This is a genomic window from Streptomyces sp. NPDC026377, from assembly GCF_055567715.1.
In genome coordinates this window covers 806,131-828,116 of the sequence record NZ_JBVHPV010000001.1, presented here as the reverse complement: position 1 = coordinate 828,116, position 21,986 = coordinate 806,131, and the positions used below count along the sequence as shown (strand labels likewise).

General features: G+C 71.2%; 20 protein-coding genes and 1 tRNA gene. 13 read left to right on the top strand and 8 right to left on the bottom strand.

Features of this window, described 5'->3' with window-relative positions; all coding sequences use genetic code 11:
• Positions 1–99: 99 nt before the first annotated feature.
• Entirely contained in the window at positions 100–405 is a 306-nt protein-coding gene (locus ACZ4MU_RS03620; RefSeq protein WP_467870371.1) for a hypothetical protein, read from the bottom strand.
• A gap of 505 nt (positions 406–910) precedes the next feature.
• Here ACZ4MU_RS03620 and ACZ4MU_RS03615 point away from each other — a divergent pair.
• The 3 genes from ACZ4MU_RS03615 (at position 911) to ACZ4MU_RS03605 (ending at position 4,496) form a co-directional block, all read left to right on the top strand.
• Positions 911–2,026, top strand: coding sequence for a bifunctional DNA primase/polymerase (locus tag ACZ4MU_RS03615; protein ID WP_467870368.1), 1,116 nt, complete (start codon positions 911–913; stop codon positions 2,024–2,026).
• 355 nt (positions 2,027–2,381) lie between these two features.
• Positions 2,382–3,524, top strand: a complete 1,143-nt coding sequence (locus tag ACZ4MU_RS03610; RefSeq protein ID WP_467870365.1) for a hypothetical protein — start codon at positions 2,382–2,384, stop codon at positions 3,522–3,524.
• A 498-nt stretch (positions 3,525–4,022) separates the two neighbouring features.
• Entirely contained in the window at positions 4,023–4,496 is a 474-nt protein-coding gene (locus ACZ4MU_RS03605) for a hypothetical protein (protein WP_467870362.1), read from the top strand.
• A 120-nt stretch (positions 4,497–4,616) separates the two neighbouring features.
• Here ACZ4MU_RS03605 and ACZ4MU_RS03600 read toward each other — a convergent pair whose 3' ends face one another.
• From ACZ4MU_RS03600 to ACZ4MU_RS03585, 4 genes are all read right to left on the bottom strand, one after another.
• Entirely contained in the window at positions 4,617–5,306 is a 690-nt protein-coding gene (locus tag ACZ4MU_RS03600; protein WP_467870359.1) for a hypothetical protein, read from the bottom strand.
• Positions 5,307–5,350: 44 nt separating this feature from the next.
• Positions 5,351–5,944, bottom strand: a complete 594-nt coding sequence (locus tag ACZ4MU_RS03595) for a hypothetical protein (protein ID WP_467870357.1) — start codon at positions 5,942–5,944, stop codon at positions 5,351–5,353.
• A 298-nt stretch (positions 5,945–6,242) separates the two neighbouring features.
• Positions 6,243–6,329: transfer RNA gene (locus ACZ4MU_RS03590), tRNA-Ser, on the bottom strand.
• Positions 6,330–6,457: 128 nt separating this feature from the next.
• Complete coding sequence (locus ACZ4MU_RS03585; protein ID WP_467870355.1) at positions 6,458–8,065, bottom strand: S1C family serine protease; 1,608 nt, start codon at positions 8,063–8,065, stop codon at positions 6,458–6,460.
• A gap of 236 nt (positions 8,066–8,301) precedes the next feature.
• On the opposite strand from ACZ4MU_RS03585, the gene ACZ4MU_RS03580 reads away from it, so the two are divergent.
• The 3 genes from ACZ4MU_RS03580 to ACZ4MU_RS03570 all read left to right on the top strand — a co-directional run bounded on the left by ACZ4MU_RS03580 (position 8,302) and on the right by ACZ4MU_RS03570 (position 11,051).
• Positions 8,302–9,129 (top strand): glycerophosphodiester phosphodiesterase, encoded by an 828-nt coding sequence (locus tag ACZ4MU_RS03580; protein WP_467870353.1) that lies wholly within the window; start codon positions 8,302–8,304, stop codon positions 9,127–9,129.
• 130 nt (positions 9,130–9,259) lie between these two features.
• The gene (locus ACZ4MU_RS03575) at positions 9,260–9,895 is read left to right on the top strand and encodes an ATP-binding protein (RefSeq protein WP_467870350.1); all 636 of its coding nucleotides are present in this window, start codon (positions 9,260–9,262) and stop codon (positions 9,893–9,895) included.
• 157 nt (positions 9,896–10,052) lie between these two features.
• A complete protein-coding gene (locus tag ACZ4MU_RS03570; RefSeq protein ID WP_467870347.1) occupies positions 10,053–11,051 on the top strand; it encodes a DUF5926 family protein in 999 nt (332 codons plus the stop codon).
• Positions 11,052–11,269: 218 nt separating this feature from the next.
• Here the strand turns inward: ACZ4MU_RS03570 and ACZ4MU_RS03565 are convergent, their stop codons facing one another.
• Entirely contained in the window at positions 11,270–11,869 is a 600-nt protein-coding gene (locus ACZ4MU_RS03565) for a hypothetical protein (RefSeq protein WP_467870345.1), read from the bottom strand.
• Positions 11,870–12,062: 193 nt separating this feature from the next.
• Positions 12,063–12,746, bottom strand: a complete 684-nt coding sequence (locus ACZ4MU_RS03560) for a bifunctional DNA primase/polymerase (RefSeq protein ID WP_467870342.1) — start codon at positions 12,744–12,746, stop codon at positions 12,063–12,065.
• Between the two features lie 424 nt (positions 12,747–13,170).
• Here ACZ4MU_RS03560 and ACZ4MU_RS03555 point away from each other — a divergent pair, with 424 nt between their 5' ends.
• A complete protein-coding gene (locus ACZ4MU_RS03555) occupies positions 13,171–14,682 on the top strand; it encodes a PP2C family protein-serine/threonine phosphatase (RefSeq protein WP_467870645.1) in 1,512 nt (503 codons plus the stop codon).
• A 101-nt stretch (positions 14,683–14,783) separates the two neighbouring features.
• Positions 14,784–16,250, top strand: a complete 1,467-nt coding sequence (locus ACZ4MU_RS03550) for an aminopeptidase P family protein (protein ID WP_467870340.1) — start codon at positions 14,784–14,786, stop codon at positions 16,248–16,250.
• Positions 16,251–16,408: 158 nt separating this feature from the next.
• Here the strand turns inward: ACZ4MU_RS03550 and ACZ4MU_RS03545 are convergent, their stop codons facing one another.
• Positions 16,409–16,870 (bottom strand): ATP-binding protein, encoded by a 462-nt coding sequence (locus ACZ4MU_RS03545; RefSeq protein WP_467870337.1) that lies wholly within the window; start codon positions 16,868–16,870, stop codon positions 16,409–16,411.
• 251 nt (positions 16,871–17,121) lie between these two features.
• Here ACZ4MU_RS03545 and ACZ4MU_RS03540 point away from each other — a divergent pair, with 251 nt between their 5' ends.
• The 5 genes from ACZ4MU_RS03540 to ACZ4MU_RS03520 all read left to right on the top strand — a co-directional run bounded on the left by ACZ4MU_RS03540 (position 17,122) and on the right by ACZ4MU_RS03520 (position 21,919).
• Positions 17,122–17,970, top strand: a complete 849-nt coding sequence (locus tag ACZ4MU_RS03540; RefSeq protein ID WP_467870334.1) for a hypothetical protein — start codon at positions 17,122–17,124, stop codon at positions 17,968–17,970.
• Positions 17,971–18,086: 116 nt separating this feature from the next.
• Positions 18,087–18,830 (top strand): YcnI family copper-binding membrane protein, encoded by a 744-nt coding sequence (locus ACZ4MU_RS03535; RefSeq protein WP_467870333.1) that lies wholly within the window; start codon positions 18,087–18,089, stop codon positions 18,828–18,830.
• Between the two features lie 38 nt (positions 18,831–18,868).
• On the top strand, positions 18,869–19,525 hold the full coding sequence (locus tag ACZ4MU_RS03530) for an SCO family protein (protein ID WP_467870330.1): 657 nt from the start codon (positions 18,869–18,871) through the stop codon (positions 19,523–19,525).
• A complete protein-coding gene (locus ACZ4MU_RS03525; protein WP_467870327.1) occupies positions 19,522–19,980 on the top strand; it encodes a copper chaperone PCu(A)C in 459 nt (152 codons plus the stop codon). The genes ACZ4MU_RS03530 and ACZ4MU_RS03525 overlap by 4 nt, the downstream gene beginning before the upstream one ends.
• Positions 19,981–20,002: 22 nt before the next feature.
• Positions 20,003–21,919, top strand: a complete 1,917-nt coding sequence (locus tag ACZ4MU_RS03520; RefSeq protein ID WP_467870324.1) for a copper resistance CopC/CopD family protein — start codon at positions 20,003–20,005, stop codon at positions 21,917–21,919.
• The last annotated feature ends 67 nt before the right edge of the window (positions 21,920–21,986 follow it).

Genomic DNA, 21,986 nt, shown 5'->3' with positions numbered 1-21,986 from the left:
GCCCCGGACGCGCGACCGCCCGGGCAGCCGCGCCGCAGCGCCGCCACCCGGGCAGTCGTCACCCCACTGACCCCGACCCCGACCCCGAGGGGCCCCGGCTCACCAGAGGTTGGTGAAGTTGACCGACACGTTGTCCTGGCGGATCGCCGTGAAGGCGGAGCCGTTCACCTGGGCGGTATTGCTCTGGTTCGAGGCGCCCGACCCCACGGCCTGCTGCTGTGTGGTGGACGAGTTCCCGTTGTTGTCGTGTCCGACCCCGCTCCCGCTGATGGTCGCCACTGCCGCGTTGGATCCGTGGTCCGCAAAGGAGCCGTTGTCCGCGGTGGCGACTCCGGTGAAGAGCCCCACGGCGAGAGGCAGGGCGGCGGCGGCGGCGATGACGCGGGCGGTGCGGATGCTTGCCATGTCTTTTCCTCCAGGAACCAGAAGTACGGCTTGTTCCAGGGCAGTTGGCCGACCGACCTGGACGCTGCTGCGACGTCGCGTCATCAGAGTTGCCCACCGAATCCCCGGCGAACCAGCCCAGTCGGCGCGTTTCGCCCGCAAGCGTGAGGACTTGTCGATAAACCACCAACTTGCTTTTAAAAACCCCCAGAAGGCATCTGCCGCCTCAGGCGCATCACGCCCAGCACCGGCCCACCAGGGAGGAGAAGCGTTTCAGCACACTTTCGGCCAAACTTCTCCGCCACCTCGCTGCCGCCGAGGTACCAGACACCCGGCCCCGTAGGCCACAAGCCCACCACCCGCCCCGTCCGAGTCGCCATCCGCCCAGCCCAAGCCCTCATTTCCGGTCGCGCGGCGATCCCCTCACCATCCCATCCCGCTCACTTCTCGATCACTCTCCGCCATCACCCGAACCCGCATCGTTTTCCGCTTCCCTTTTTCGAACATGCGTACGAACATAGAACCCATGGCCACCATCGACCGGCATGCCTCCACCCTGGCCCTCGCCCACGCTCTCTCCGTCGCCGAACGCGGGCTTCCCGTCATCCCGCTCTCCCGTTCGAAGCTCCCCGCGCTGCGCTCGCCGCATCACGACGAGCCGGAGCCCGCGCTCTGCCGGGGCGAGTGCGGGCTGCCGGGACACGGGGTGCACGACGCGACCACGGACCCGGCGGCCGTACGAGCCCTGTTCGCGGCCGCGCCCTGGGCCACCGGGTACGGCATCGCCTGCGGCCGCCCGCCGCACCACCTCATCGGCATCGACCTGGACACGACGAAGCCGGGACAGACGGAGCCGGGGCCGGCCGACGCGGCGGGGGGAGGGGCGGCGGGACCGTCTCCGGATACGATCCCGGGCTCGGCTCCGCACTCGTCCCCGAGTCCGGCTCCCGGCTCGGCTCGTGGCTCGGTTCCGGGGGCTGTCGTGGACGCACGCGTAGGGGCGGCGGAAGGGGCTTCGGTCCCGCCCCAGCGCGACCGGCGGGCGGTGCGGCCTGCACCGCCGTCGCCCTTCATGCCACTCACGGCCGACCCGCCGCCCGAGTCCGTCGCGGCCCTGCAACACCTCGCGCTGCGGCACCTGTTCACGATCCCGGAGACCGTCGTCGTGATCACGCCGAGCGGGGGGCGGCACATCTGGCTCACGGGGCCGCCCGACCGGGTCGTCCCGAACTCCGCGAGCCGACTCGCGCCCGGGATCGACGTGCGCGGCGCGGGCGGCTACCTGGTCGGACCCGGCTCGCTGACCAGCAACGGCGTGTACCGGCTCGCTCCGGGCACGGCCCATCTCGCACCGGCCCCCTGCCCCGGCGCACTCCTCGACCTCCTCACGCCCCCGGCGCGCGCCCACCACTCCCGGGCGCACGGCCCGGACCGGGGCCACGGGCTGGTCCAGTTCGTCCTCGCCGCCCACGAGGGCCAGCGCAACACCCGCCTCTTCTGGGCCGCCTGCCGCGCTTACGAGAACGGGATCGGCGACGCCCTGGCCGCCCCCCTCACGGCCGCCGCGGTCCGCACCGGCCTCACGGAGAGGGAGGCGCGGGCGACGATCGCGTCGGCGGCGCGGCTGACGACGGCGTACTGAGGGTGCGGCGGTGGCGAGGTACGTACGTGTAAGGGGCGCTGCCCATGGGCCGGCGCCCCTTACGCGACCGCCCCCCGTGACGGGCCCCGCACCCCGTATCCACCACACGCCGCACGTCGCGCGCCTTCGGAGACTCGGCGACCAGTGCCCAACAGCGCGGCGGATCCGGAAACTGATCCCCTGTCACGCGTCCGTGACATGGACCGGACGCTTCCCGCACAGCCCCTGCATAGATTCCTTATGCAGCCACCGCCCAGCCTCAACGGCCCCACCCGACAGAGGGGGCGGCATTGCGACTCTCCACCCTCCTCACTCACTCCGGCCCAGATGGCCGATCAGCTTCATGGAGTCGTTCATGTCGACCTACACCTCCCGCCGCGTCACCGTCCACGCCGCGATCGCCACCGCCGCACTCGCCGGGGCCCTCCTCACCCCCTCCGCCGCGTTCGCCACCACCCCGAACGGCTCGGCGACGACCGCCGCCGAGAAGTGCACGTCGGTCACGACCATCCCCTCAGTGCGTACGGGCCTGTCGGTCACCCTCACCAACCGCGTCCAGGCGGGGCCGAAGGCCGAACTCAAGGACGGCAAGGGCAAGATCGTCGCCACGGTCGACAAGTCCCGTACGAAGGACCTGGCGGCCGGTATCGCCATCACGGGAACCAGCACGGCCGTGCCGACGTTCTCCCAGTGGGTCGAGGGCGGTGCGCACGCGGCGAAGAACACCCCGTTCCCCAAACTTCCCGCGGGCTGCGGCGCCGACCTGGGCGGCGACGCCTCGTACACGATGGTCAACGGCGAGAAGGTCACCGTCCACAAGTTCTCCCGCGGGCACTACCGCGCGGAGTTCGGCTCCAAGGGGCACGTGGAGAAGATCCTGGAGACCGTGGCGGTGGGCGACGACGCCGACGCGTACGTCCACGGGATGCACGTGGTCCTCAACAGCTCCACCGGCAAGCTCCTCTCGGAGTTCAGCGCCACGCGCTCCGGCTGCACCGTGACCCGGATCGTCCCCAGCGTCTTCGGCCGGGGCCTCTCGGTGAAGCTGACCAACAGCCCGGCGGGACCGAAGGCCCAGCTGCGCGACGGCGGCCTCAAGGTGGTCAGCAGCGTGGACCGCGCGCACCCGGACAACCGCGGCTCCGGCATCAAGATCGTCGGTGCGCGCACCACGACGCCCACGCTGGGCCAGCGCACCCAGGGCGGCGTCAATGTCCCGTACACCATGACCGCGTTCCCGTCCCTGCCCAAGGGCTGCGCGACGGCGCGGACGACGACCCCGGCCACGACCGCCACCACCCCCGCCCCGGCCGCGTCCGCCCAGACGGCGGGCAGCCAGACCGTCACCGTCCCCAAGGGCGCGGTCGCCGCCGGTGCCGAGATCAAGGGCGAGGACACCGACAAGACCGCGCTGTACGCGGGCGGCACGGGCACCGCGGCCCTGGGAGCGGCCGGCTTCACCCTGCTGCGCCGCCGCCGCGCCGCGGGTCGTATCTGACCCCGCACGGCTCGTGGCGCCTCACCCTGACGGGGCGCCCCGGAACGAGAAAGAGGTGCCCCGGATCTCCGGGGCACCTCTTTTTCACGGGTTCACGGGCCGTACGGCCGGCACACACGCGGTGGGTGTGGGATTTGGACCCACGGTGACATCGCTGCCACGACGGTTTTCAAGAGGGTGCTGCGGGAAGCGCCTACGGTGCCGATGACCTGCGTGTTCCCTTGTGTCCGCGCCACTCGCGGCCTCTGGCGGTCCACCCCTGGTCCACTGGCCCCGGATGCAACGCTCTCGTTCCGGGCGTTCATTCCGAGCTCTGGATAACGCTACGCTGCCGCGCATGGCTGACGCTTTCGTCACTGGTGGCGAGCATCCGTCATGTGGCATCTGCCCCTCGCGCCGATTCCCGATGGGCGAGTTCGATGTGTTCGAACGGCCGTCTGCCGGCTGCCCGTTCGACCCGCTGGATGGTCACCGGTAACGGCCAGCGTCCCGGTGTGCGTGCACCCGCACAAGGTGGGGCTGCCGCCTGGCCGGTACAAGACCGACGGCATCCCGTTCGCAGTGGAGCTGAAGTTGCCGGAGAACCCGGCCGGTCTTGATGCGTATCTGTACGAGGTGATGCACAGCGCAGCGCCCGGCGTGCTGGAACTGCTCATCGAGCAGGCGGCCGAGGAAATTCCCCGAGTGTTTCCGCAGGTGGACGTGCTTCAGGCGCTGCGCCGCGGGGCTGCCCGCCGCGCCGTGCTGACGGACTCCGAGGCCGCTTCTCCGCTGGCCGACGTGCCGTACTCGCTGCGGCACGCGGGCGTCTCACTCCGGCTCGACTCCGGGGTGTCCCCCGCCGAGGTCGCCCGTCGCGCCGGACACAGCATCGCCGTTCTGTACCGCTTCTACGCCAAGGCCATCCACCGCAACCAGGAACGCTCGAACCAGCAGATCCAGCAGGCGTTGGAGGCGGTTGACGAGGCGTAGGGGGCCGGTCGCAGCCGCGCCCCTGACGAGACCTACGAAGACGCGAGAGGCGCTACCCTCGCCCGTACCGGGCAGAGAGTGGCGCCTCTCGCGTCTTCGGCTGGTCGGGCAGCAGTGGCCTCAAGCCCAATTCGTCAGGTCGTAAATGTCGTCGCACACCGGGTCGGTGGTCACGTAAACGCGGTGTGCGGCAAGGGTCTCGCGATCGTCAGGATTCAGGATGGCAATGAGCTTGGTGGCAGCCCACCAGCCCACGTTGCGAGGACGCCCAGTGTCCACGTCGTACATGGCCAGGTCCACACCGATCGTTCCGTAGTCGCACGACAAGTAGACGCGAAGGACAGCGTGGGTGCGTCGGTCGAAGCCGACCAAACGGTATAGATCCGGTGCGGCGGACGCGCCGGCTTCGTGCCAGAGCGGGTCTCCGGCGAGATCGCCGATTACGTAGTCCAGCGCGTCCTGGTCTGTGACTTCGACCTCCCCTGACAGTTTCCCCGAGGCAATCAGGTCTGCGACCTCGACGACGCCGTGCCCGTGATCATCCCGCACATACGGAAGAGTGCCATCGCATGCCATTCGCGCCGTCCGCCGCAGGGCTTCGACGTACCACCACGTACCGATCGGTTCACCGTCCGCCCCATGCTTGGGCAAGTCGACGTTGATCGATGCGGACGTTGGGCTCGCCAGACGCACCCGGTAGCGAGTGCCGTTGGCCTGATATGCGGCGTGAATCGAGTAATCCGTCGCAGGAAGCGGAACCCCGATGAAACGGCGAAGGGTCAACAAGACGCGGGTCGGGAAGTCGTCCATGCCCATAGAATCCACCCGATCCCGCGTCCGTTGACCGCGACTTGCTACTTGACGTTGTTGATCCAGTCAGGGCACAGCGTCTGGCCTCGGCAGAAGGCAGTCACGGTACCGATGGGCCGCACATCGGGGGTTGTCACCCCTCCAGGGCCCGTCTCATTTCGTTCGGCAACGCTCGTGATGGTCATGCGCACGCTGCCGCCGCTGGTCACCACACCGTCGTACTCAGCGCGGGTCCCACGGACACGGTCGGCCTTGCCGTTGTACGGGGCGTTGATGGCCTTCTTGCCGCGCATGTTGTGCTTGGTGGCCGCGTGGTGGGCACCGAAGTCGTTGTTCCCTTGGCGAGTGGGGATGTCGTTGTAGTCCCAGTCGAGTGCGGACCAGTTGACCCGGTACCAAGGAATGGACGGGTCGGGCGGAGAGATGGGGGCGCCCACGTCTGCCGGAAGCGGCACCCCTTCGGTGATCGCCCGCTGTACGCCGAACTGCGCTACATACTCATCGTTGGAGAGGATCTGCGTGTCCACGGGGACGTCGGCGTCGCCCCTGTGGTCCTCCGTGGCAGACGCCGTACCCGGTAAGAGCAGTGCCGTGAGGCAGACAACGGCAGCGCCGCCCATCACGGCCTTTCGGCTCATGTGCACGAGCTTTCCCCCAGAAGTCAGGCGGGCGAGACCACTGAGGCGGTCGGGCCCACTTGTGGTCTGTGCTGTGCATGATGAGCCTGGCACATAGATAGCCGTGGAACGGCTTCTGGGAGGGATTGGCTCGACCTTGACGGTCGTCGTCCCCTACACCGTCTGTATGCGGACTTCCGATCCACAGCCACTGGTCAACGACGTGACAGGGGCGGATCAAGGTGAGACAGCGATCAAGGAGAAGGGGCACCCCGGCATCGGGGTACCCCTTCTGACCAGCACATACGCTGACCTGCTGCGGTGGGTGTGGGATTTGAACCCACGGTGACATCGCTGCCACGACGGTTTTCAAGACCGTTCCCTTAGGCCGCTCGGGCAACCCACCCTCGCCCCGTGCCGACCGGCGGAGGGGCTGCTACAGCCTAGCGGAGGGGCCCTGGTGGTGCGGAGGCCCGGCCGGGGGATGGCCGGGCCTCCTTGAGCGGTGTTGGGTTCGCCGGGCGGGCGGCGGGGTCAGCTGTCGCCCATGCGCTCGCCCAGGGTGACCGTGACCGTCGCCTCCTTGCCGTCGCGCTGGTACGTGAGCTGGACCTGGTCGCCCGGCTTGTGCGTCCAGATCTCGCTGATCAGGGTCGGGCCGCTGTCGATCACCGTGTCGCCGAACTTGGTGATGACATCACCGGGCTTGAGACCCGCCTTGTCCGCCGGGCCGCCGGCCACCACGGCCGCGCTCCCGCCGGACGCCTGCGGGGAGATCTTGGCGCCCTGGCCCTTCTGGTCCATGGCGACGGTCGCGCCGATCACCGGGTAGACCGGCTTGCCGGTCTTGATGAGCTGCTCCGCCACGTTCTTGGCCTGGTTGACCGGGATCGCGAAGCCCAGCCCGATGGAGCCCGCCTGCGACTGGCCGAAGCCGCCGCTGCCGGCCGACTGGATGGCCGAGTTGATGCCGATCACGGCACCGCGTGCGTCGAGCAGTGGGCCGCCCGAGTTGCCCGGGTTGATGGAGGCGTCGGTCTGGAGGGCGCTCATGTACGACGCCTTGGAGTTGGCGCCGTCGCTGGAGGACACCGGGCGGTTCTTGGCGCTGATGATGCCCGTGGTGACCGTGTTGGAGAGCCCGAAGGGCGCGCCGATCGCGATCGTGGAGTCGCCGACGGCGACCTGGTCGGAGTTGCCGAGGGCGAGCGGAACCAGGTTGGAGGGGGCGTTCTTGAGCTTGATGACCGCCACGTCGTAGCCCTGCGCGCGGCCGACCACCTCGGCGTCGTACTTCTTGCCGTTGGAGAAGGTCGCCGACAGCTTGCCGCTGTTGGCGGCCGATGCCACCACGTGGTTGTTGGTGACGATGTGGCCTTCCCTGTCGTAGACGAAGCCGGTGCCGGTGCCGCCCTCGCCGTCACCGCCCTGCGCCTCGATCGTCACCACACTCGGCAGGGCCTTGGCGGCGACCGCCGCGACCGTGCCCGGTTCACGCTTGAAGTCCTTGGGGGCGTCGGACGCCGAGACCGTCGTCGACCCGTCGGAGCCGTCCTCGCGGTCCGCCGCCCAGTAGCCGATGGCGCCTCCGACGCCACCCGCGACCAGCGCGGCCACCAGGACGGCGGCGACCAGACCGCCGCGGCGACGCGGGCGCTGCGGCTCGGGCGCGGGCGCGCCCCAGGCGGGGCCGCCGCCTCCGCCGCCGTACGCGGGCAGCGCGGGCGGGGGCGTGGGCCAGCCACCGGCGCCCTGCGGGTGCGCGGCGGGCGCCCCGCCGTGCGGCGGCTCGGCCGGGACCGGGCCGGGCAGTCGCGCGGTGGCTGGATCGGACGCGGCCCCGTGCGCGGCGGCCGGATCCTGCCCGCTCGCCGTCTCCGGCGCTGCCCCGGGCTGCGGCGTCGCGTGCGTGGCCGCGGTCCCGGTGTGGGCGGCGGACTCCGGCGTCGCGTGCGTGGCCGTGGGCTCGGTGGTCGGCGGCGCCGGGCGGGTCCGCGGCGCGCCGGCGTGTTCGGGTCCGGAGGCCGGGGACGGCGTCGCGGGCTCCTCGGAGATCACGGGAGGGGCGGGAGGCGCGGGCGGTGCTGACGACGGGGCAGGCGGGACGGCCGGGACCGCGGTGCCCTCGTTCTCGGTGCTCACAGCTCTCTCTCCTCGGTTCCACTCAGTCTCGGGGTCGGTATGGTTCGGTTGGGGACGCGACACCGACCATGGTGCGTCAGGGGTCCGACAATCGCGTATCCCGCGGTGTGGACGTGTGCACATGTCAGCGCTCAGCTTTTCCCACAAGCTGTCAGGCCACTGTAAGCAGGAGCTGTGTATTCGTGCTCCCACCCGCCAGCCGCCCCTGTGCCCCGCCGCAGTGGCACGATGACGCGGTGACCCAAGCACGGCAGCACGACAGTCATACGCCCCACCGGGCCTCCGTCCGGGTGGTCGCCCACCGCGGCGCCTCCGAGGACGCGCCCGAGCACACCCTCGCCGCGTACACGAAGGCGATCGAGGACGGCGCGGACGCCCTCGAGTGCGACGTCCGGCTCACCGCCGACGGCCATCTCGTCTGCGTCCACGACCGCCGCGTCAACCGGACCTCCAACGGCCGCGGCGCCGTCTCCGCCCTGGAGCTCTCCGAACTCTCGGCCCTCGACTTCGGCTCCTGGAAGGACAGCGAGGAGAGCCCGGACTGGGGCGACCCGTCCTTCACCTCCGTCCTCACCCTGGAACGGCTCCTCGCGCTCGTCGCCGACGCGGGCCGACGCGTCGAGCTGGCCATCGAGACCAAGCACCCCACCCGCTGGGCGGGGCAGGTCGAGGAGCGGCTGCTCCAGCTGCTGAAGCGGTTCGGTCTCGCGGACCCGCCACCGGACGGGGAGACCTCGCCGGTACGGATCATGAGCTTCTCCGCGCGCTCCCTGCACCGCGTCGCCGCCGCCGCGCCCGGCATTCCGACCGTCTACCTGATGCAGTTCCTGTCGCCCCGTCTGCGCGACGGACGACTGCCCGCGGGCGCGCGAATCGCGGGACCCGGCATGCGGATCGTCCGCAATCACCCCGGCTACATCGACCGGTTGCACGCGGCGGGCCACCAGGTCCACGTCTGGACGGTGAACGAACCGGAGGACGTCGAACTGTGCGTACGCCTGGGGGTCGAGGCCATCATCACCAACCGTCCCAAGCAGGTGCTGCACCAGCTGGGCCGCCTCTGAGACCCCCTTCCGGGGGCGCCGGGTCCTCGGCCGGGCGCCCCTTCCGTAGCCGCCCTCCTCATCCGAAACACCAGGAAGACCGGTGACAGGGAGTGCACCGGCGCGTTCGGTCCGTGTGCGGGCGTGACGAGTGCGTCACCGGGCGCCGACTGGCCGGTTTCCGGTCCAGTCCATTGGGGCATTCACACCGTGGCGTGGGGTGAAGGAGGTCTCGGGGGTGGCGTTGGTGGTGGCACAGGAGGTGCCCACGTCGTCGAGCATGGCCGTGCCCCACGGCCCTGCGGGCGTGGGCAGGGCAAGACACCGGATGCGTGAGCAGCTGCTCGGCAGCGGCGTGTCCGAGCCGGTCGTGGACGATGCCGTACTGGTCCTGTCCGAACTGCTCAGCAACGCGTGCCGGCACGGCAGACCGCTGGGGCGCGCGGACGTGGGCGACGGGGACGTGCGCGCCGCCTGGCGTGTCGACAAGGCGGGGCGGCTGACGGTCGAGGTGACCGACGGCGGCGGCCCGACCCGGCCGATTCCGGCCACACCGTCCGTCACCGCGCGCGGGGGGCGCGGGCTGAACATCATCAGCGCGCTGGCCCAGGACTGGGGCGTACGCGACAGCGCGTCCGGCGAGGTCACCGTCTGGGTGATCATCACCGCCGGGTACGACCGTGCGCAGGGGCGTGACAACGGCCTGGGACCCGTCCCGGACGACTTCGTCGCGCGCGTGGCGCTTCCTAGCCTGGAGTTCGCGGACGTCTTCGACGAAGTGGACTGAGGCGAACTGGACTGAGGCGAACTGGACTGAGGCAGCGGGCGGTCCCCGCGCCGCCCGGCGCGACTTGCACCGAGCCGTACGTCGTATCCCGACCGGTACGACTAGGCTCGCGCCCGACCCAGCGACACCGCACCACCGCAGTCGGGAGAGCCACACCATGGCCAAGAAGCGCCCCCAGACGAAGGCCGCAGCGCCACAGCGCAAGAACGGGGCCGGCGCCGCAGGCGCTGCCGAAGAGGTTCCGGTCGTCGGAGCCCGTGAGCCCTGCCCGTGCGGCTCCGGCCGCCGCTACAAGGCCTGCCACGGCCGGGCCGCCTCGCATGCCGTGACCGAACTGGTCCAGCGCCCGTTCGAGGGCCTGACGGGCGAGTGCGACTGGGTCGCGCTGCGCGAGCTGGTGCCCGCCGCGACCGTCGAACTCACCCTCAAGGACGGCCTGCCCGAGGGCGTGCCGTCGGTGACGCTCGCGACCGTGCTGCCGATGGCGTGGCCCGCGCTGCGCCGCGACGACGGTTCGGTGCTGCTCGGCCTGCAGAACGACACGCCGTCCGGCGACATCAGCCGCGACCTCGCGGACACGCTCACGCGCGCGCTGACGGCGCAGCCGGGCACTCCGGTCGCCGCCCAGCGCGTCGACCCCCAGGGCCCCCGGCTCCAGGACCTGCTGGACCCGGCCGCCGCGTTCGAGCCCGCCGTGCACAGCGGGTTCGAATTCTGGGTGCGGGGCGAAGAAGGCACGGAGAACGCCACCCCCGAGGTGACCGCCTCCCTGGAGCGCGCCAACGCCGCCGCCATTCCGACCGTACGGCTCACGTCGATCGACTCGTCCTACTGGTGCGAGACGCCCGAGAAGAACCACCTGCGGTGGGTCATGCCGCATCCGGAGGAGCGCCTTCTGGACGCGCTCGCCCGGCTGCACGCGGCCGGCACCTCCTCGCTCGGCGAGGGCACCCGCCTGGTGGGCTCGTTCCGCGCGCACGGTCTGACGGTTCCGGTCTGGGACCTGCCGAGCGCGATGACGGCCGAGGAGTGCGAGAAGCCGGCCGCCGCGTTCGCCGAGCGGCTGGCGGTGGCGCTGGCCGACGACGCTCCGCTCACGCCGGAGGAGCGCCGGGCGCGGGGCGGGCTCACCAACCGCCAGGTGACGTTGAGCTGAGCGTGACGATGTCTGTCACGGGACGGGTGACCCGCGTCACAACTCCCGCCAGCCGCAGATAAATCGGTGTCCGAATAACCGAGATCGAATTTGCGAATGACAGATCTCTTGTTACCGTTCTAAGAGCCCGGTCGCTGGTGCATCCCCCGTCGCCAGCGACCGGGCCCTTCCATTTCCTCTTCCGGTTCGCCGTATGCGCCCACGTGGCCGCTTACCACTCAACGAGCCGTGGGTGCCGAGGAGTTGACCGCCCCACCGTCGGGCGCATTGGACCCGGAACGCAGCAGCAGAGGCGCGTCCTCGCTTGTTCCGGCGAACTCCGCGACCGCCGAGTACGCGCCAGGTTTTCCCCTCGCCGGTTCCCTCGGGGTCTCGCACACTCCCGGCTGATCTCCCGTGCCGACGGCGCAGTTCATCTGCACGGTGTGGCCGCTCGGCCCCATCAGGGTGAGCACTGAGCGCAACCGTCCGCCCGTGGCATTGCGGTAGTAGGTGCGCGCCCACGTATCGCGCCCCTCGGTCAGCACACAGGTCTGCGCCTCGACGCCGTCGGGCGAGACGAGTTCCGGCCCGCAGTGGGCGGCCGGTTCGGCGGACCCGCCGGCCACGCGCGCGTGGGGGGAGGGCTTGGCGTCGTCCGGCGCGGAACGGGGCATGGAACGCGGATCGGGACGGGTGGCGTCGGACAGGGCGGGATCGCCACCCGCCGACCCGGTGCCCGCCGACTCGGGTTCTTCGACCTGGCCGGCCGAAGCCGCCAGCGGCAGCAGCACCGCGAACACCACCACGGCCCCGATACCGATCATGCGGAGGTTCACGGCGGCCCACCCATCCCAAGGAATTCCTGCGGTGGGCCGAAGATAGCGACGGAAAGCGGGCGCCCGGTCGTCCGCGCGCCCGTTTCCCGTACAACTGGGGCGCTCTCGCACCCGAACGAGTGACACCGGGTCCCGACGGGAACCCGGCGCCCTTCCTGTTCGCTGTCCTGGTGAGCGGACCGGGGCCCCCGACTCAGTACGCGAGCCGGGACCCGCCGTCCGGTGCGCTGGTCGCCGCCGTCACCAGCGCGTCCACCACCGCTTCCACGTCCGGCAGCCAGGGCCTGGCCGACCCCGGCAGCGGGGCCCGCTCCCAGCGCACCTGCCCCGTGCCCGTCTCGGACGGGGGCAGCACCAGATATCCGCCCTCTCCGTGGAAGCGGAGAGAACTGGGCACCCAGTCCTTGGAGTAGAGGAGGTCACCCAGCCGTTCCAGCGAGTACGGAGCGACCAGCAGCGACCACCGGGTGGGCGTCGCCACCACCGGGCCGAGCCGGATGCCCATGCCGTCGAGGACCGTGAGCGCCCGCGCCCCGGCGACGGCCGGGAGGCTCACCGCGCACGGCGCTCTGCCGCCCGTGGCGAGGAGCACCGGAGCGGTCGGGCGGTTGGTCCACCACCAGCGCACCAGGCGCTCGTCGGTCGACGCCGCCAGGAGCCCGGGGTCGAAGGGGTGCGCCCCCGGGACGGCGCACTCGGGGTCGGGGCAGGCACAGCCGCGGTCCCGGTCGCCGCGGCCCGGGGCCGTCTTGAGTCCCACACCTGGAAGTACGGGCCATTTCCACTCGGTCGCGCAGGTCAGCGCGGCACCAAGCCGAGCAGCCCTTTCACTGCGCCGGAACCGGAGCCTGCGTCGCCTTCCGAGGATCTCGCGCATGAGCGCTCGTTCCTTTCCGTTGAACGCCGAGGTCCACATCACACCATGTGTGCATCACTGTCACTGCGCGTACATGATCATTGAGCTCTGCGAGCCTGCGGTACGGGTAACCCGTCAGGACCGAGCGGGGGCTGTGACCATTAAAAGCATGGCGAGGGGTGGCGTGCGCGTGGCGCTTGCTGTCCCTTGTGCAAAAAACCCCGCCACTCGGGGATGGGGCGCGGCCGTCGGTTGCTAAGACGCCGTGGCCCGCCGCCGGGTTCCGGGACACCGTCAACTGCCCCTGGCCATCACCGAGTACGTACCCAGCCCGCTCGATATGACGCGCTCTTGAACGCCCTCAGTCGACCCCAGAGAGGGGCCACAGGGGGCAATTTTCCGCCAAGTTGAACACCCCCTGGACACCAATAATCCCGCCATGACAATGCTGGACATCCCCTTACTTGTGCGTGTACATCTGGATGCATTGATGGCGGCGCAGATTGACATGGGGGTTTGCGATGCTATTGAGCGAAACCGACCGGTCGGAAAGCCGACTGCCATGAGCGCCCCTCACCTGCCGAAAGTGGCTGGAATCGATCCATCAGTTCCGCCTCCCGCGCACACTTCCGCGCCTCTGCCCCCATCCGTCTCCGCCGTCCCCGCCGCCTCCGCCGCTCCCGGCGCGGTGATCCAGGACCGGCTGGCCGGTTGGGTCTCCGACCTGACCACGCTGCACGAACTGACCGAGCGCCTCGCCCGCACCTGCGTCCTCGACGACGCTCTCGACGAGCTGCTGCGGGCCGGTGCCGCGCTGGTCGGCGCGCGCCGCGGACTGGTCGTCCTGGAGCCCGCCGACGGACTCGGCCCGGCCGTCACCACCGGCCTCGGCCTCGCCCACGCCGACCTCGGCCACATCGAGACGGTCCCGCGCAGCGCCACCCCGTACGGCAGGATCCTCGACGGCCTCCCCGGCGCCGACGGCGGCTCGGACCTGGTCGGTGGGGCGGGCGGCGCACCCGGCCCCGACCCGCGCCACCACGAGGTCGCCACCCGGATCGGCTACGCGGCCAGCTACGCACTGCCCCTCACCACCGACGCCGGCGCCCGTCTCGGCGCGGTGGTCTGGCTCTACGACGAACCCGCAGAGCCGGCTGAGCGGCGCCGCCATCTCATCGGGCTCTACCTCGGCCAGGCCGCCGAGCACGTGGACCGGCTGGTCGAACTGGACCGCGCCCGCGCCCGGCTCGCCACCGTCACCGAGGAGCTGCTGCCCAGCAGACTCCCCCGGGTGGCCCGGGTGCAGCTCGCCGCCCGCCACCGCACCGGCCCGCGCGGCGGCGGCGACTGGTACGACGCGCTCCCGCTGCCCGAGGGCGCGCTCGGCCTCGCGGTCGGCTCCGTCACCGGCTCCGGGCCGGGCGCCGTCGCCGCGATGGGCCGGCTGCGCGCCAGCCTGCGGGCGTACGCGGTGATGGAGGGCGAGGACCCGGTCGCCGTCCTCTCCGATCTGGAACTGCTGCTGCGGCTGACCGAGCCGGCCCGTTCGGCGACCGCCCTCTTCGCTTACTGCGAGCCCGCGCGCGGCAAGATCGTCCTCGCCGGGGCCGGGCACGCGCCACCGCTGATCGTCGGCGAGCGCCGCACGGAGTACGTGGAGACCTCGCTCTCCGCGCCGCTGGGGATGCTCGCGTGCTGGGAGGCGCCGAGCGTGGAGATCCAGCCCGCGGCCGGAGAAACGGTGCTGCTGTACACCGACGGGCTGCTCCACCGCACCGGCGATCCGATGGACCGGGCCTTCGCCCGTCTCCACGCGGCGGCGGCGAGCGTCCCGAGGGCGGCCCGCGACGATCCGGGCGCGATCGCCGACCATGTGCTGCGGACCGTGCTGCCGGACGGGCTCGACGCCTCGGACGGCGGCGAGGACGTGGTGCTGCTCGCGGCCCGTTTCGCGTAGCGGCCGCCTACGGGGTGTAACAGGCCCTAGGGCCCTGGACCCCTTCCCACCCGCCCGTACGATGGACGGAGGTCCAATGTCGTACTAAGTGGAGGCAGACCGTGGCCGAGCAGCTCACCCCGGAGACCCCGGAAGAGTCGGAAGAGCAGCCGATCAAGCAGCGCAAGAACGGCCTGTACCCGGGCGTGTCCGACGAGCTGGCCGAGAACATGAAGTCCGGCTGGGCCGACACCGAGCTGCACGGACTGGAGCCGATCGCCCAGGCCGCGCACACCGCCGACCGCCGCGCCGCGCTGTCCGCGCGCTTCCCCGGCGAGCGCCTGGTGATCCCCGCGGGCAACCTGAAGACCCGCTCGAACGACACCGAGTACAGCTTCCGCGCCTCCACCGAGTACGCGTACCTCACCGGCGACCAGACCCAGGACGGCGTGCTGGTCCTGGAGCCCAGGGGCGACGGCCACGAGGCGACCGTCTACCTGCTGCCGCGCTCCGACCGGGAGAACGGCGAGTTCTGGCTGGACGGCCAGGGCGAGCTGTGGGTCGGCCGGCGCCACTCGCTGGGCGAGGCCGAGCAACTGCTCGGCATCCCGGCCAAGGACGTCCGCGAGCTGGCCGCCGCGCTGAAGGAGGCCACCGGCCCGGTCCGCGTGGTGCGCGGCCACGACGCCGGCATCGAGGCCGCGCTCACCGACAAGGTCACCGCCGAGCGCGACGAGGAACTGCGGGTGTACCTCTCGGAGGCACGCCTGGTGAAGGACGCCTTCGAGATCGCCGAGCTGCGCAGGGCCTGCGAGGCCACCGCGCGCGGCTTCGAGGACGTGGTCAAGGTGCTCGACAAGGCCGAGGCGACCAGCGAGCGCTACATCGAGGGAACGTTCTTCCTGCGCGCCCGCGTCGAGGGCAACGACATCGGCTACGGCTCGATCTGCGCGGCCGGCCCGCACGCCACCACCCTGCACTGGGTGCGCAACGACGGCGCCGTGCGCGCGGGCGAGCTGCTCCTGCTCGACGCCGGTGTCGAGACCAATGAGCTCTACACCGCGGACGTGACGCGCACGCTGCCCATCAACGGCACGTTCTCGCCGCTCCAGCGGAAGATCTACGACGCGGTGTACGAGGCCCAGGAGGCCGGTATCGCCGCGGTCAAGCCGGGCGCTCCGTACCGCGCCTTCCACGACGCGGCCCAGCGCGTGCTGGCCGAGAAGCTCGTGGAGTGGGGCCTGTGCGGCGACCTGGACGTGGAGAAGGTCCTGGAGCTCGGCCTGCAGCGCCGCTGGACCCTGCACGGCACCGGCCACATGCTCGGCATGGACGTCCACGACTGCGCCGCCGCGCGCACCGAGACGTACGTCGCGGGCGACCTGGAGCCCGGGATGTGCCTGACCGTCGAGCCGGGCCTGTACTTCCAGGCCGACGACCTGACCGTGCCCGAGGAGTACCGGGGCATCGGTGTGCGCATCGAGGACGACATCCTCGTGACCGAGGACGGCAACGAGAACCTCTCGGCCGCGCTGCCCCGCCGGTCCGACGAGGTCGAGGCGTGGATGGCGCGCGTCAAGCAGGGCTGACGCCCGGAGCCTCACTACGTACGTAGTACGCGCGAGTGCGTCACCGCGCCTGCCCGCGTATGCGGACGTGGCGCGGTATGCGTGAGCGCCGCGGCGGAACCGGTCGCTCCCCCGTGCGCGGGGAGCGGCCGCGCCGCGTCCACCGCCGCCGGGGCGCCCTAGGCGTGGAGGAGAGCGCCTTCACGCCACTTCAGGATCTTGTCGAAGCTCACCACGGCCCCTCTGCCCGGACGGTTGCCGAAGTGGACGTGGTCGGCGAGCTGTTCGATCAGGCAGAGCCCCCTGCCGTGTTCCGCCATGGTGGAGCCCAACGTGCTGTTCATCCGTGCTGCGGTGCGACGGCCTCGTCGTACGGGAAAGCCCGGCCCCGAGTCGGCGACCTCGATACGGCATTTCTCGCCATCCAGATACGCGGTCACCCGGTACGCCGCCGAGGTGCCGGATCCTTCGTCCCCTCCGTGTTCGACCGCGTTCGCACACGCTTCGCCGAGTGCGACCGAGAGGTCGTAGGAGATGTCCGGATCGACGCCCGCGGTCTCCATGGTGCCGAGCAGTAGACGACGTGCGAGCGGGACGCTCGCGGCCTCGCGCCGCAAATGGAGTGACCACCAGATGCTCATGCTCCGGCCTCCTGGTTGCGGCTCGACATACCCCTACGTATTGCCGTAACCCCCGCTCCGTAAGCACGGACTTGACCAGATAGCGCTCATTCGGCGGATGTGTGCGCTCCCGCCGCCGGTGTATGGACGCGGCTCTCGCTCACCCGTCCGGTTTCCGGACAGCCGGGGACGGATGTGATCATCACAGGAATTCGGCACCTTGTGGACCTGCCGTACGGGACGGGCAGGGCTGGTGCGATGATGGCTCCGCCATGTCTGCCCGACACGCCCGACACACCGACGCAGGCGCCGGTCTCCGGCTGCTGAGGGCCGCGCTCTTCGCCGCGGTCTGCGTCGTGCTGTCCGCGCTCGGGCACGTCCTGGCCGCCTGTGCGACCGTCCCGTGGTGGACGCTGCTCGCCGGGTTCCTCGGGGTCTTCGCCGTCGCCGCGACGCTCGCCGGCCGGGAGCGCGCGCTGCCGTCCATCGCGGGCGCCCTGGCCGCCGGACAGCTCGCCCTGCACGCCCTGTTCGGCATCGGCCAGCACACCGCCGCTGCCTCCACCGCCCGTCCGGCCGGGGACGTCCCGCTGCTGCGGCTCGCCGCCAAGCTGGTCTGCGGCCCGGCCGCGACGGCCCGGCTGACGGCCTCGGACGCGCGACGGATCGTCACCGAGGCGGGTCTGCGCCCGCCTTCGGGGGCCGCCCCCGTCCCGCACGACTCCGTGACGGGCATGACTCAGATGCCCGGGATGACCGGTTCCGCCTCGACGCACGGCGTCCTGGCCGGGCTGCTTCCCTCGCTGCCCATGCTGCTCGGCCACCTGCTGGCCGCGCTGCTCACGGGCTGGCTGCTGCGGCGCGGCGAGGCCGCGCTCTTCGCTCTGGCGCGGCTCTCCGCCCAGGCCGCCACCGCGGCGGCCGAGGGGGCCTGCGTCCGCTCGCTGCGCTCCGCCGTCGCGTTCGTACGGGCCCTGCTGGCCGGTCTGCCCGGGGCTCCCGGCAACGGCCCCGGCCTTCCGCCGGCCCGGCTCGCCACCCCGCTGCCACCGGCCGGGGAGGCACTCCAGCACTCGGTGATCAGGCGCGGGCCGCCCTCGGCGTACGCCCTCGCAGTCTGACGCGGCCCACTTTCGTCACGGAGACGACACCCGTCCCAGGAGTGGTCCGCGGGGTCCGCGCGCATCCGCGCGCCGGACCGTCGTCACCCACCTTCCCTGACTGGAGTGTCCCAGCCATGAACGTTTCCCGCCGTGTCGCCGTCGCCGGTGCCGTCGCCGCCTCGTCCGTCCTGATGCTGGCCGGCCCGGCCCTCGCGCACGTCAGCGTGCAGCCCGAGGGCGCGGCCGCGAAGGGCGGCTACGCCGTCGTGGACTTCAAGGTGCCCAACGAGCGCGACGACGCCCAGACCGTGAAGCTGGAGGTCAGCTTCCCGGCCGACCACCCGCTGGCGTCCGTCCAGCCCGAGGCGCTGCCCGGCTGGACCGTCGAGGTCACCAAGTCCAAGCTCGACAAGCCGCTGACCGTGCACGGCAAGCAGATCAACGAGGCCGTCACCAAGGTGACCTGGAGCGGCGGCAAGATCGAGTCCGGCTACTTCCAGAAGTTCCCGCTCTCCGTCGGCCCGCTGCCCACCGACACCGACAAGCTCGTCTTCAAGGCCGTCCAGACGTACAGCAACGGTGAGACCGTCCGCTGGATCGAGGAGCAGAAGCAGGGCGCCGAGGAGCCGGCGAACCCGGCGCCGGTGCTCACGCTCTCCGCCGCCTCCGCCGACCACCACGGCGGTGCCGCGCCCGCGTCCGACGACAAGAAGGACGACATGGCCGGGCACGACGACAAGAAGGCGGAGGCCTCCTCGGACGCCTCGGACTCCAAGGACAGCGACAACACCGCGCGCGCCCTGGGCATCGTGGGCATCGCCATCGGCGTGCTCGGGGTGGCCTTCGCCGCGTTCGCGGTGCGCCGCCGGGCCGCGTAATCCCGCCAAGCCCCTCCCTGCGACCGGAAACTCTCCCCATGCGCACCAAGTACGTGCCGTCCGCCATCGCGTTCGCGGTGGCGGCGGCGCTCACCCTGACCGCGTGCGGCGGCAGCGACGACAAGGCCACGAGCCCCGTCACCGATGTCTCCGCCAACACCAGCAAGAAGGCCGGCACCGTGCTCGACCGGCCGTTCACCAAGCCGGACTTCGTCCTGACCGACACCCAGGGCGAGAAGTTCGACTTCCGGGAGCGGACCAAGGGCAGGCCGACCCTCATCTACTTCGGCTACACCCACTGCCCCGACGTGTGCCCGCTGACGATGAGCAACATCGCCATCGCCAAGAAGCGCCTGCCCAAGGCCGACCAGGACAAGCTCCAGGTCGTCTTCGTCACCACCGACCCCGAGCGGGACACCCCCGACTCCCTCGGTAAGTGGCTGAAGGCGCAGGACCCGTCGTTCATCGGTCTGACCGGTGACTTCCCGACCATCCAGGCCGGGGCCCGCTCGATCGGCATCGGTATCGAACCGGCGACGAAGGACGAGAACGGCAAGCCCGTGTCCATGCACGGCGCCCAGGTCATCGCCTTCTCGCCGAAGACCGACCAGGGGTACGTCCTGTACGGCGACACCACCACCGCCGAGGACTACACCAAGGACCTGCCGAAGATCATTCTTGGAGAGAACCCGTGAACCGCCGCACCACCCTCGCCATCGCGACAGCCCTCACCGCGGGGCTCGCGCTGGCGGGCTGCTCCTCCGACAGCTCCGACGCCGGATCGGAGCTGAAGATCGGCCAGGCGTTCATGCCGGAGCCGGTGAACACGGACATGGCCGGCGGCTTCCTCGTCGTGAAGAACGAGGGCAAGGCGGCCGACAAGCTCACCAAGGTCACCAGTTCCCTCGCCGACGACATCACGATCCACGAGACGAAGAACCAGAAGATGCGGGAGGTGAAGTCCTTCGACGTCCCCGCGGGCGGCGAGCTGGACCTCGAACGCGGTGGCAGCCACATCATGTTCATGGGTCTGAAGAAGAAGCCGAAGCAGGGCGAGAAGGTCTCCATCGAGCTGCACTTCGAGAAGGCCGGCCCGGTCAAGGTCGAACTGCCGGTCAAGGAACCCACCTACAACCCGAAGCACCACTGAGGGATGAGGGACTGAACAGACGATGACGGCCACCGCCCCACGCTTCGGAACCGCCCTGGCCCGGCTGCTGCTCGTCGCGGCCGCCCTGCTCGGCGCGGTGTTCGCGACCGCGGCCCCCGCCTCGGCGCACGCCGCGGTCACCGCGACCAACCCGAAGGACGGGTCGGTGGTCGCCACCGCCCCCGAGGACGTCGACATCACGTTCTCCGAGCAGGTCGCCATGGACGACAAGTCCATCCGGGTCCTCGACCCGAACGGCAAGCGCGCCGACACCGGTGAACTGCTCAACCTGTGCAGCGGCTCCGTCGTGAAGTACGGAGTGAACCTGCGCGAAGGGCTGCCCAAGGGCACCTACACCGTGGCCTGGCAGGCGGTCTCGGCCGACAGCCACCCGGTCGCGGGCGCCTTCACGTTCTCCATCGGCGCGCCGTCCAGGACCACCGTCTCGCTGTCCTCCCCGGACGTCGGCGGCGGCCTGGTCGGCGCGCTGTACGACACCATGCGCTATGCCGCGTACGCCGGCTTCATCCTCTTCACCGGCGGCGGCGCCTTCGTCCTCGCCTGCTGGCAGCGCGGCGCCTCGGTGCGCCCGGTGCAGCGCCTCGTCGTCGGCGGCTGGCTGACGATGACCGCGGCCACCATCGCGCTGCTGCTCCTGCGCACCCCCTACACCGGCTCCGGGCAGCTCGGGGACGCCTTCGACCTCGACGGGCTCAAGGCGGTCCTGCAGACCAAGTCGGGCGCCGCGCTCAGCTCCCGGCTGCTGCTGCTCAGCGCCGCCGCCCTCTTCATCTCCGTACTCTTCGGGGCCTTCGCCAAGCGCGAGGACGAGGAGAAGAAGGACCTCACCTTCGGGCTCGCCGTCGGCGGCTTCGTGGTGGCCGCCGGCATCGCCGCCACCTGGGCGCTCGCCGAGCACGCCTCGACCGGCATCCAGACCTCGCTGGCGATGCCCGTCGCCGTGCTGCACCTGCTGTCCGTGGCGACCTGGCTGGGCGGCCTCGCGACCCTGCTGGTGGCGCTGCATCTGACGCCCGCGGTGGAGCGCACGGCCGTGCGGCGGTTCTCCCGGATCGCCTTCTGGAGCGTGACCGTGCTGGTCGCGACCGGCCTCTACCAGGCGTGGCGGCAGGTCGGCTCCTGGTCCGCGCTGACCGGGACCGGCTACGGCCAGTTGCTGCTCGTCAAGGGCGGGCTGATCGCCGTACTCCTGTCCGCGGCGTACGTCTCGCGGCGCTGGACCGGGCAGCTCACCGAGCACGCGGCCCCCGAGGCCGAGGCGGCCACGGTCGTCGAGGAGCTGGCCGGTTCCGCCGAGGAGCCCGAGCCGGTGACCGTGCCGGACGACGCCGCGCCGGCCGACCGCACGCGCGCCCAGCAGCTGGCCCGCCAGCGGGCGGCCATCACGGTCGCGCGCCGGAAGCGCATCCGCGACGCCGACCCGCAGCGCTCGGGGCTGCGGCGCTCGGTGCTCACCGAGGCCGCGGTCGCGGTGGCGGTGCTCGCCGTGGCGACGCTCCTGTCGTCGACCGAGCCGGGGCGTACCCAGGAGACGGCGGCCGCCGCCCAGGCGACGAGCCAGGTGGCCGTGCCGGACCGGCCGATCAGCATCCGCATCCCCTTCGACACCGGCGGCAAGAACGGCAAGGGCACGATCCGCCTCACCCTCGACCCGGGCCGCACCGGTGCCAACGAGCTGCATGTGTGGACGGACGACGCCGGGGCCAGGCCGCTGGACGCGGCCGAGCTGAAGGTCGCGTTCACCCTCACCGCGAAGGCGATCGGCCCGCTGCCCGTCGCGCCCGAGCGCGTCACCCGGGGACACTGGAGCGCGAGCGCGGTGCAGCTCCCGATGGCGGGCGACTGGAAGGTGTCCGTGACCGTGCGGACCTCCGACATCGACCAGGTCACCGTCGACAAGAACATCAAGATCGGCTGAGTACGGATCACATGACCGACCACATGACCGACCCCGTGTCGGACCAGATCAACGACCTCGCCCGCAG

What these genes read in the sequence shown, in the direction of transcription:
- ACZ4MU_RS03620 (WP_467870371.1), bottom strand. Translation starts at nt 405, where the DNA reads ATGGCAAGCATCCGCACCGCCCGCGTCATCGCCGCCGCCGCCGCCCTG.
- ACZ4MU_RS03615 (WP_467870368.1), top strand. Translation starts at nt 911, where the DNA reads ATGGCCACCATCGACCGGCATGCCTCCACCCTGGCCCTCGCCCACGCT.
- ACZ4MU_RS03610 (WP_467870365.1), top strand. Translation starts at nt 2,382, where the DNA reads ATGTCGACCTACACCTCCCGCCGCGTCACCGTCCACGCCGCGATCGCC.
- ACZ4MU_RS03600 (WP_467870359.1), bottom strand. Translation starts at nt 5,306, where the DNA reads ATGGACGACTTCCCGACCCGCGTCTTGTTGACCCTTCGCCGTTTCATC.
- ACZ4MU_RS03595 (WP_467870357.1), bottom strand. Translation starts at nt 5,944, where the DNA reads ATGAGCCGAAAGGCCGTGATGGGCGGCGCTGCCGTTGTCTGCCTCACG.
- ACZ4MU_RS03570 (WP_467870347.1), top strand. Translation starts at nt 10,053, where the DNA reads ATGGCCAAGAAGCGCCCCCAGACGAAGGCCGCAGCGCCACAGCGCAAG.
- ACZ4MU_RS03560 (WP_467870342.1), bottom strand. Translation starts at nt 12,746, where the DNA reads ATGCGCGAGATCCTCGGAAGGCGACGCAGGCTCCGGTTCCGGCGCAGT.
- ACZ4MU_RS03555 (WP_467870645.1), top strand. Translation starts at nt 13,171, where the DNA reads ATGCTGGACATCCCCTTACTTGTGCGTGTACATCTGGATGCATTGATG.
- ACZ4MU_RS03545 (WP_467870337.1), bottom strand. Translation starts at nt 16,870, where the DNA reads ATGAGCATCTGGTGGTCACTCCATTTGCGGCGCGAGGCCGCGAGCGTC.
- ACZ4MU_RS03540 (WP_467870334.1), top strand. Translation starts at nt 17,122, where the DNA reads ATGTCTGCCCGACACGCCCGACACACCGACGCAGGCGCCGGTCTCCGG.
- ACZ4MU_RS03535 (WP_467870333.1), top strand. Translation starts at nt 18,087, where the DNA reads ATGAACGTTTCCCGCCGTGTCGCCGTCGCCGGTGCCGTCGCCGCCTCG.
- ACZ4MU_RS03530 (WP_467870330.1), top strand. Translation starts at nt 18,869, where the DNA reads ATGCGCACCAAGTACGTGCCGTCCGCCATCGCGTTCGCGGTGGCGGCG.
- ACZ4MU_RS03520 (WP_467870324.1), top strand. Translation starts at nt 20,003, where the DNA reads ATGACGGCCACCGCCCCACGCTTCGGAACCGCCCTGGCCCGGCTGCTG.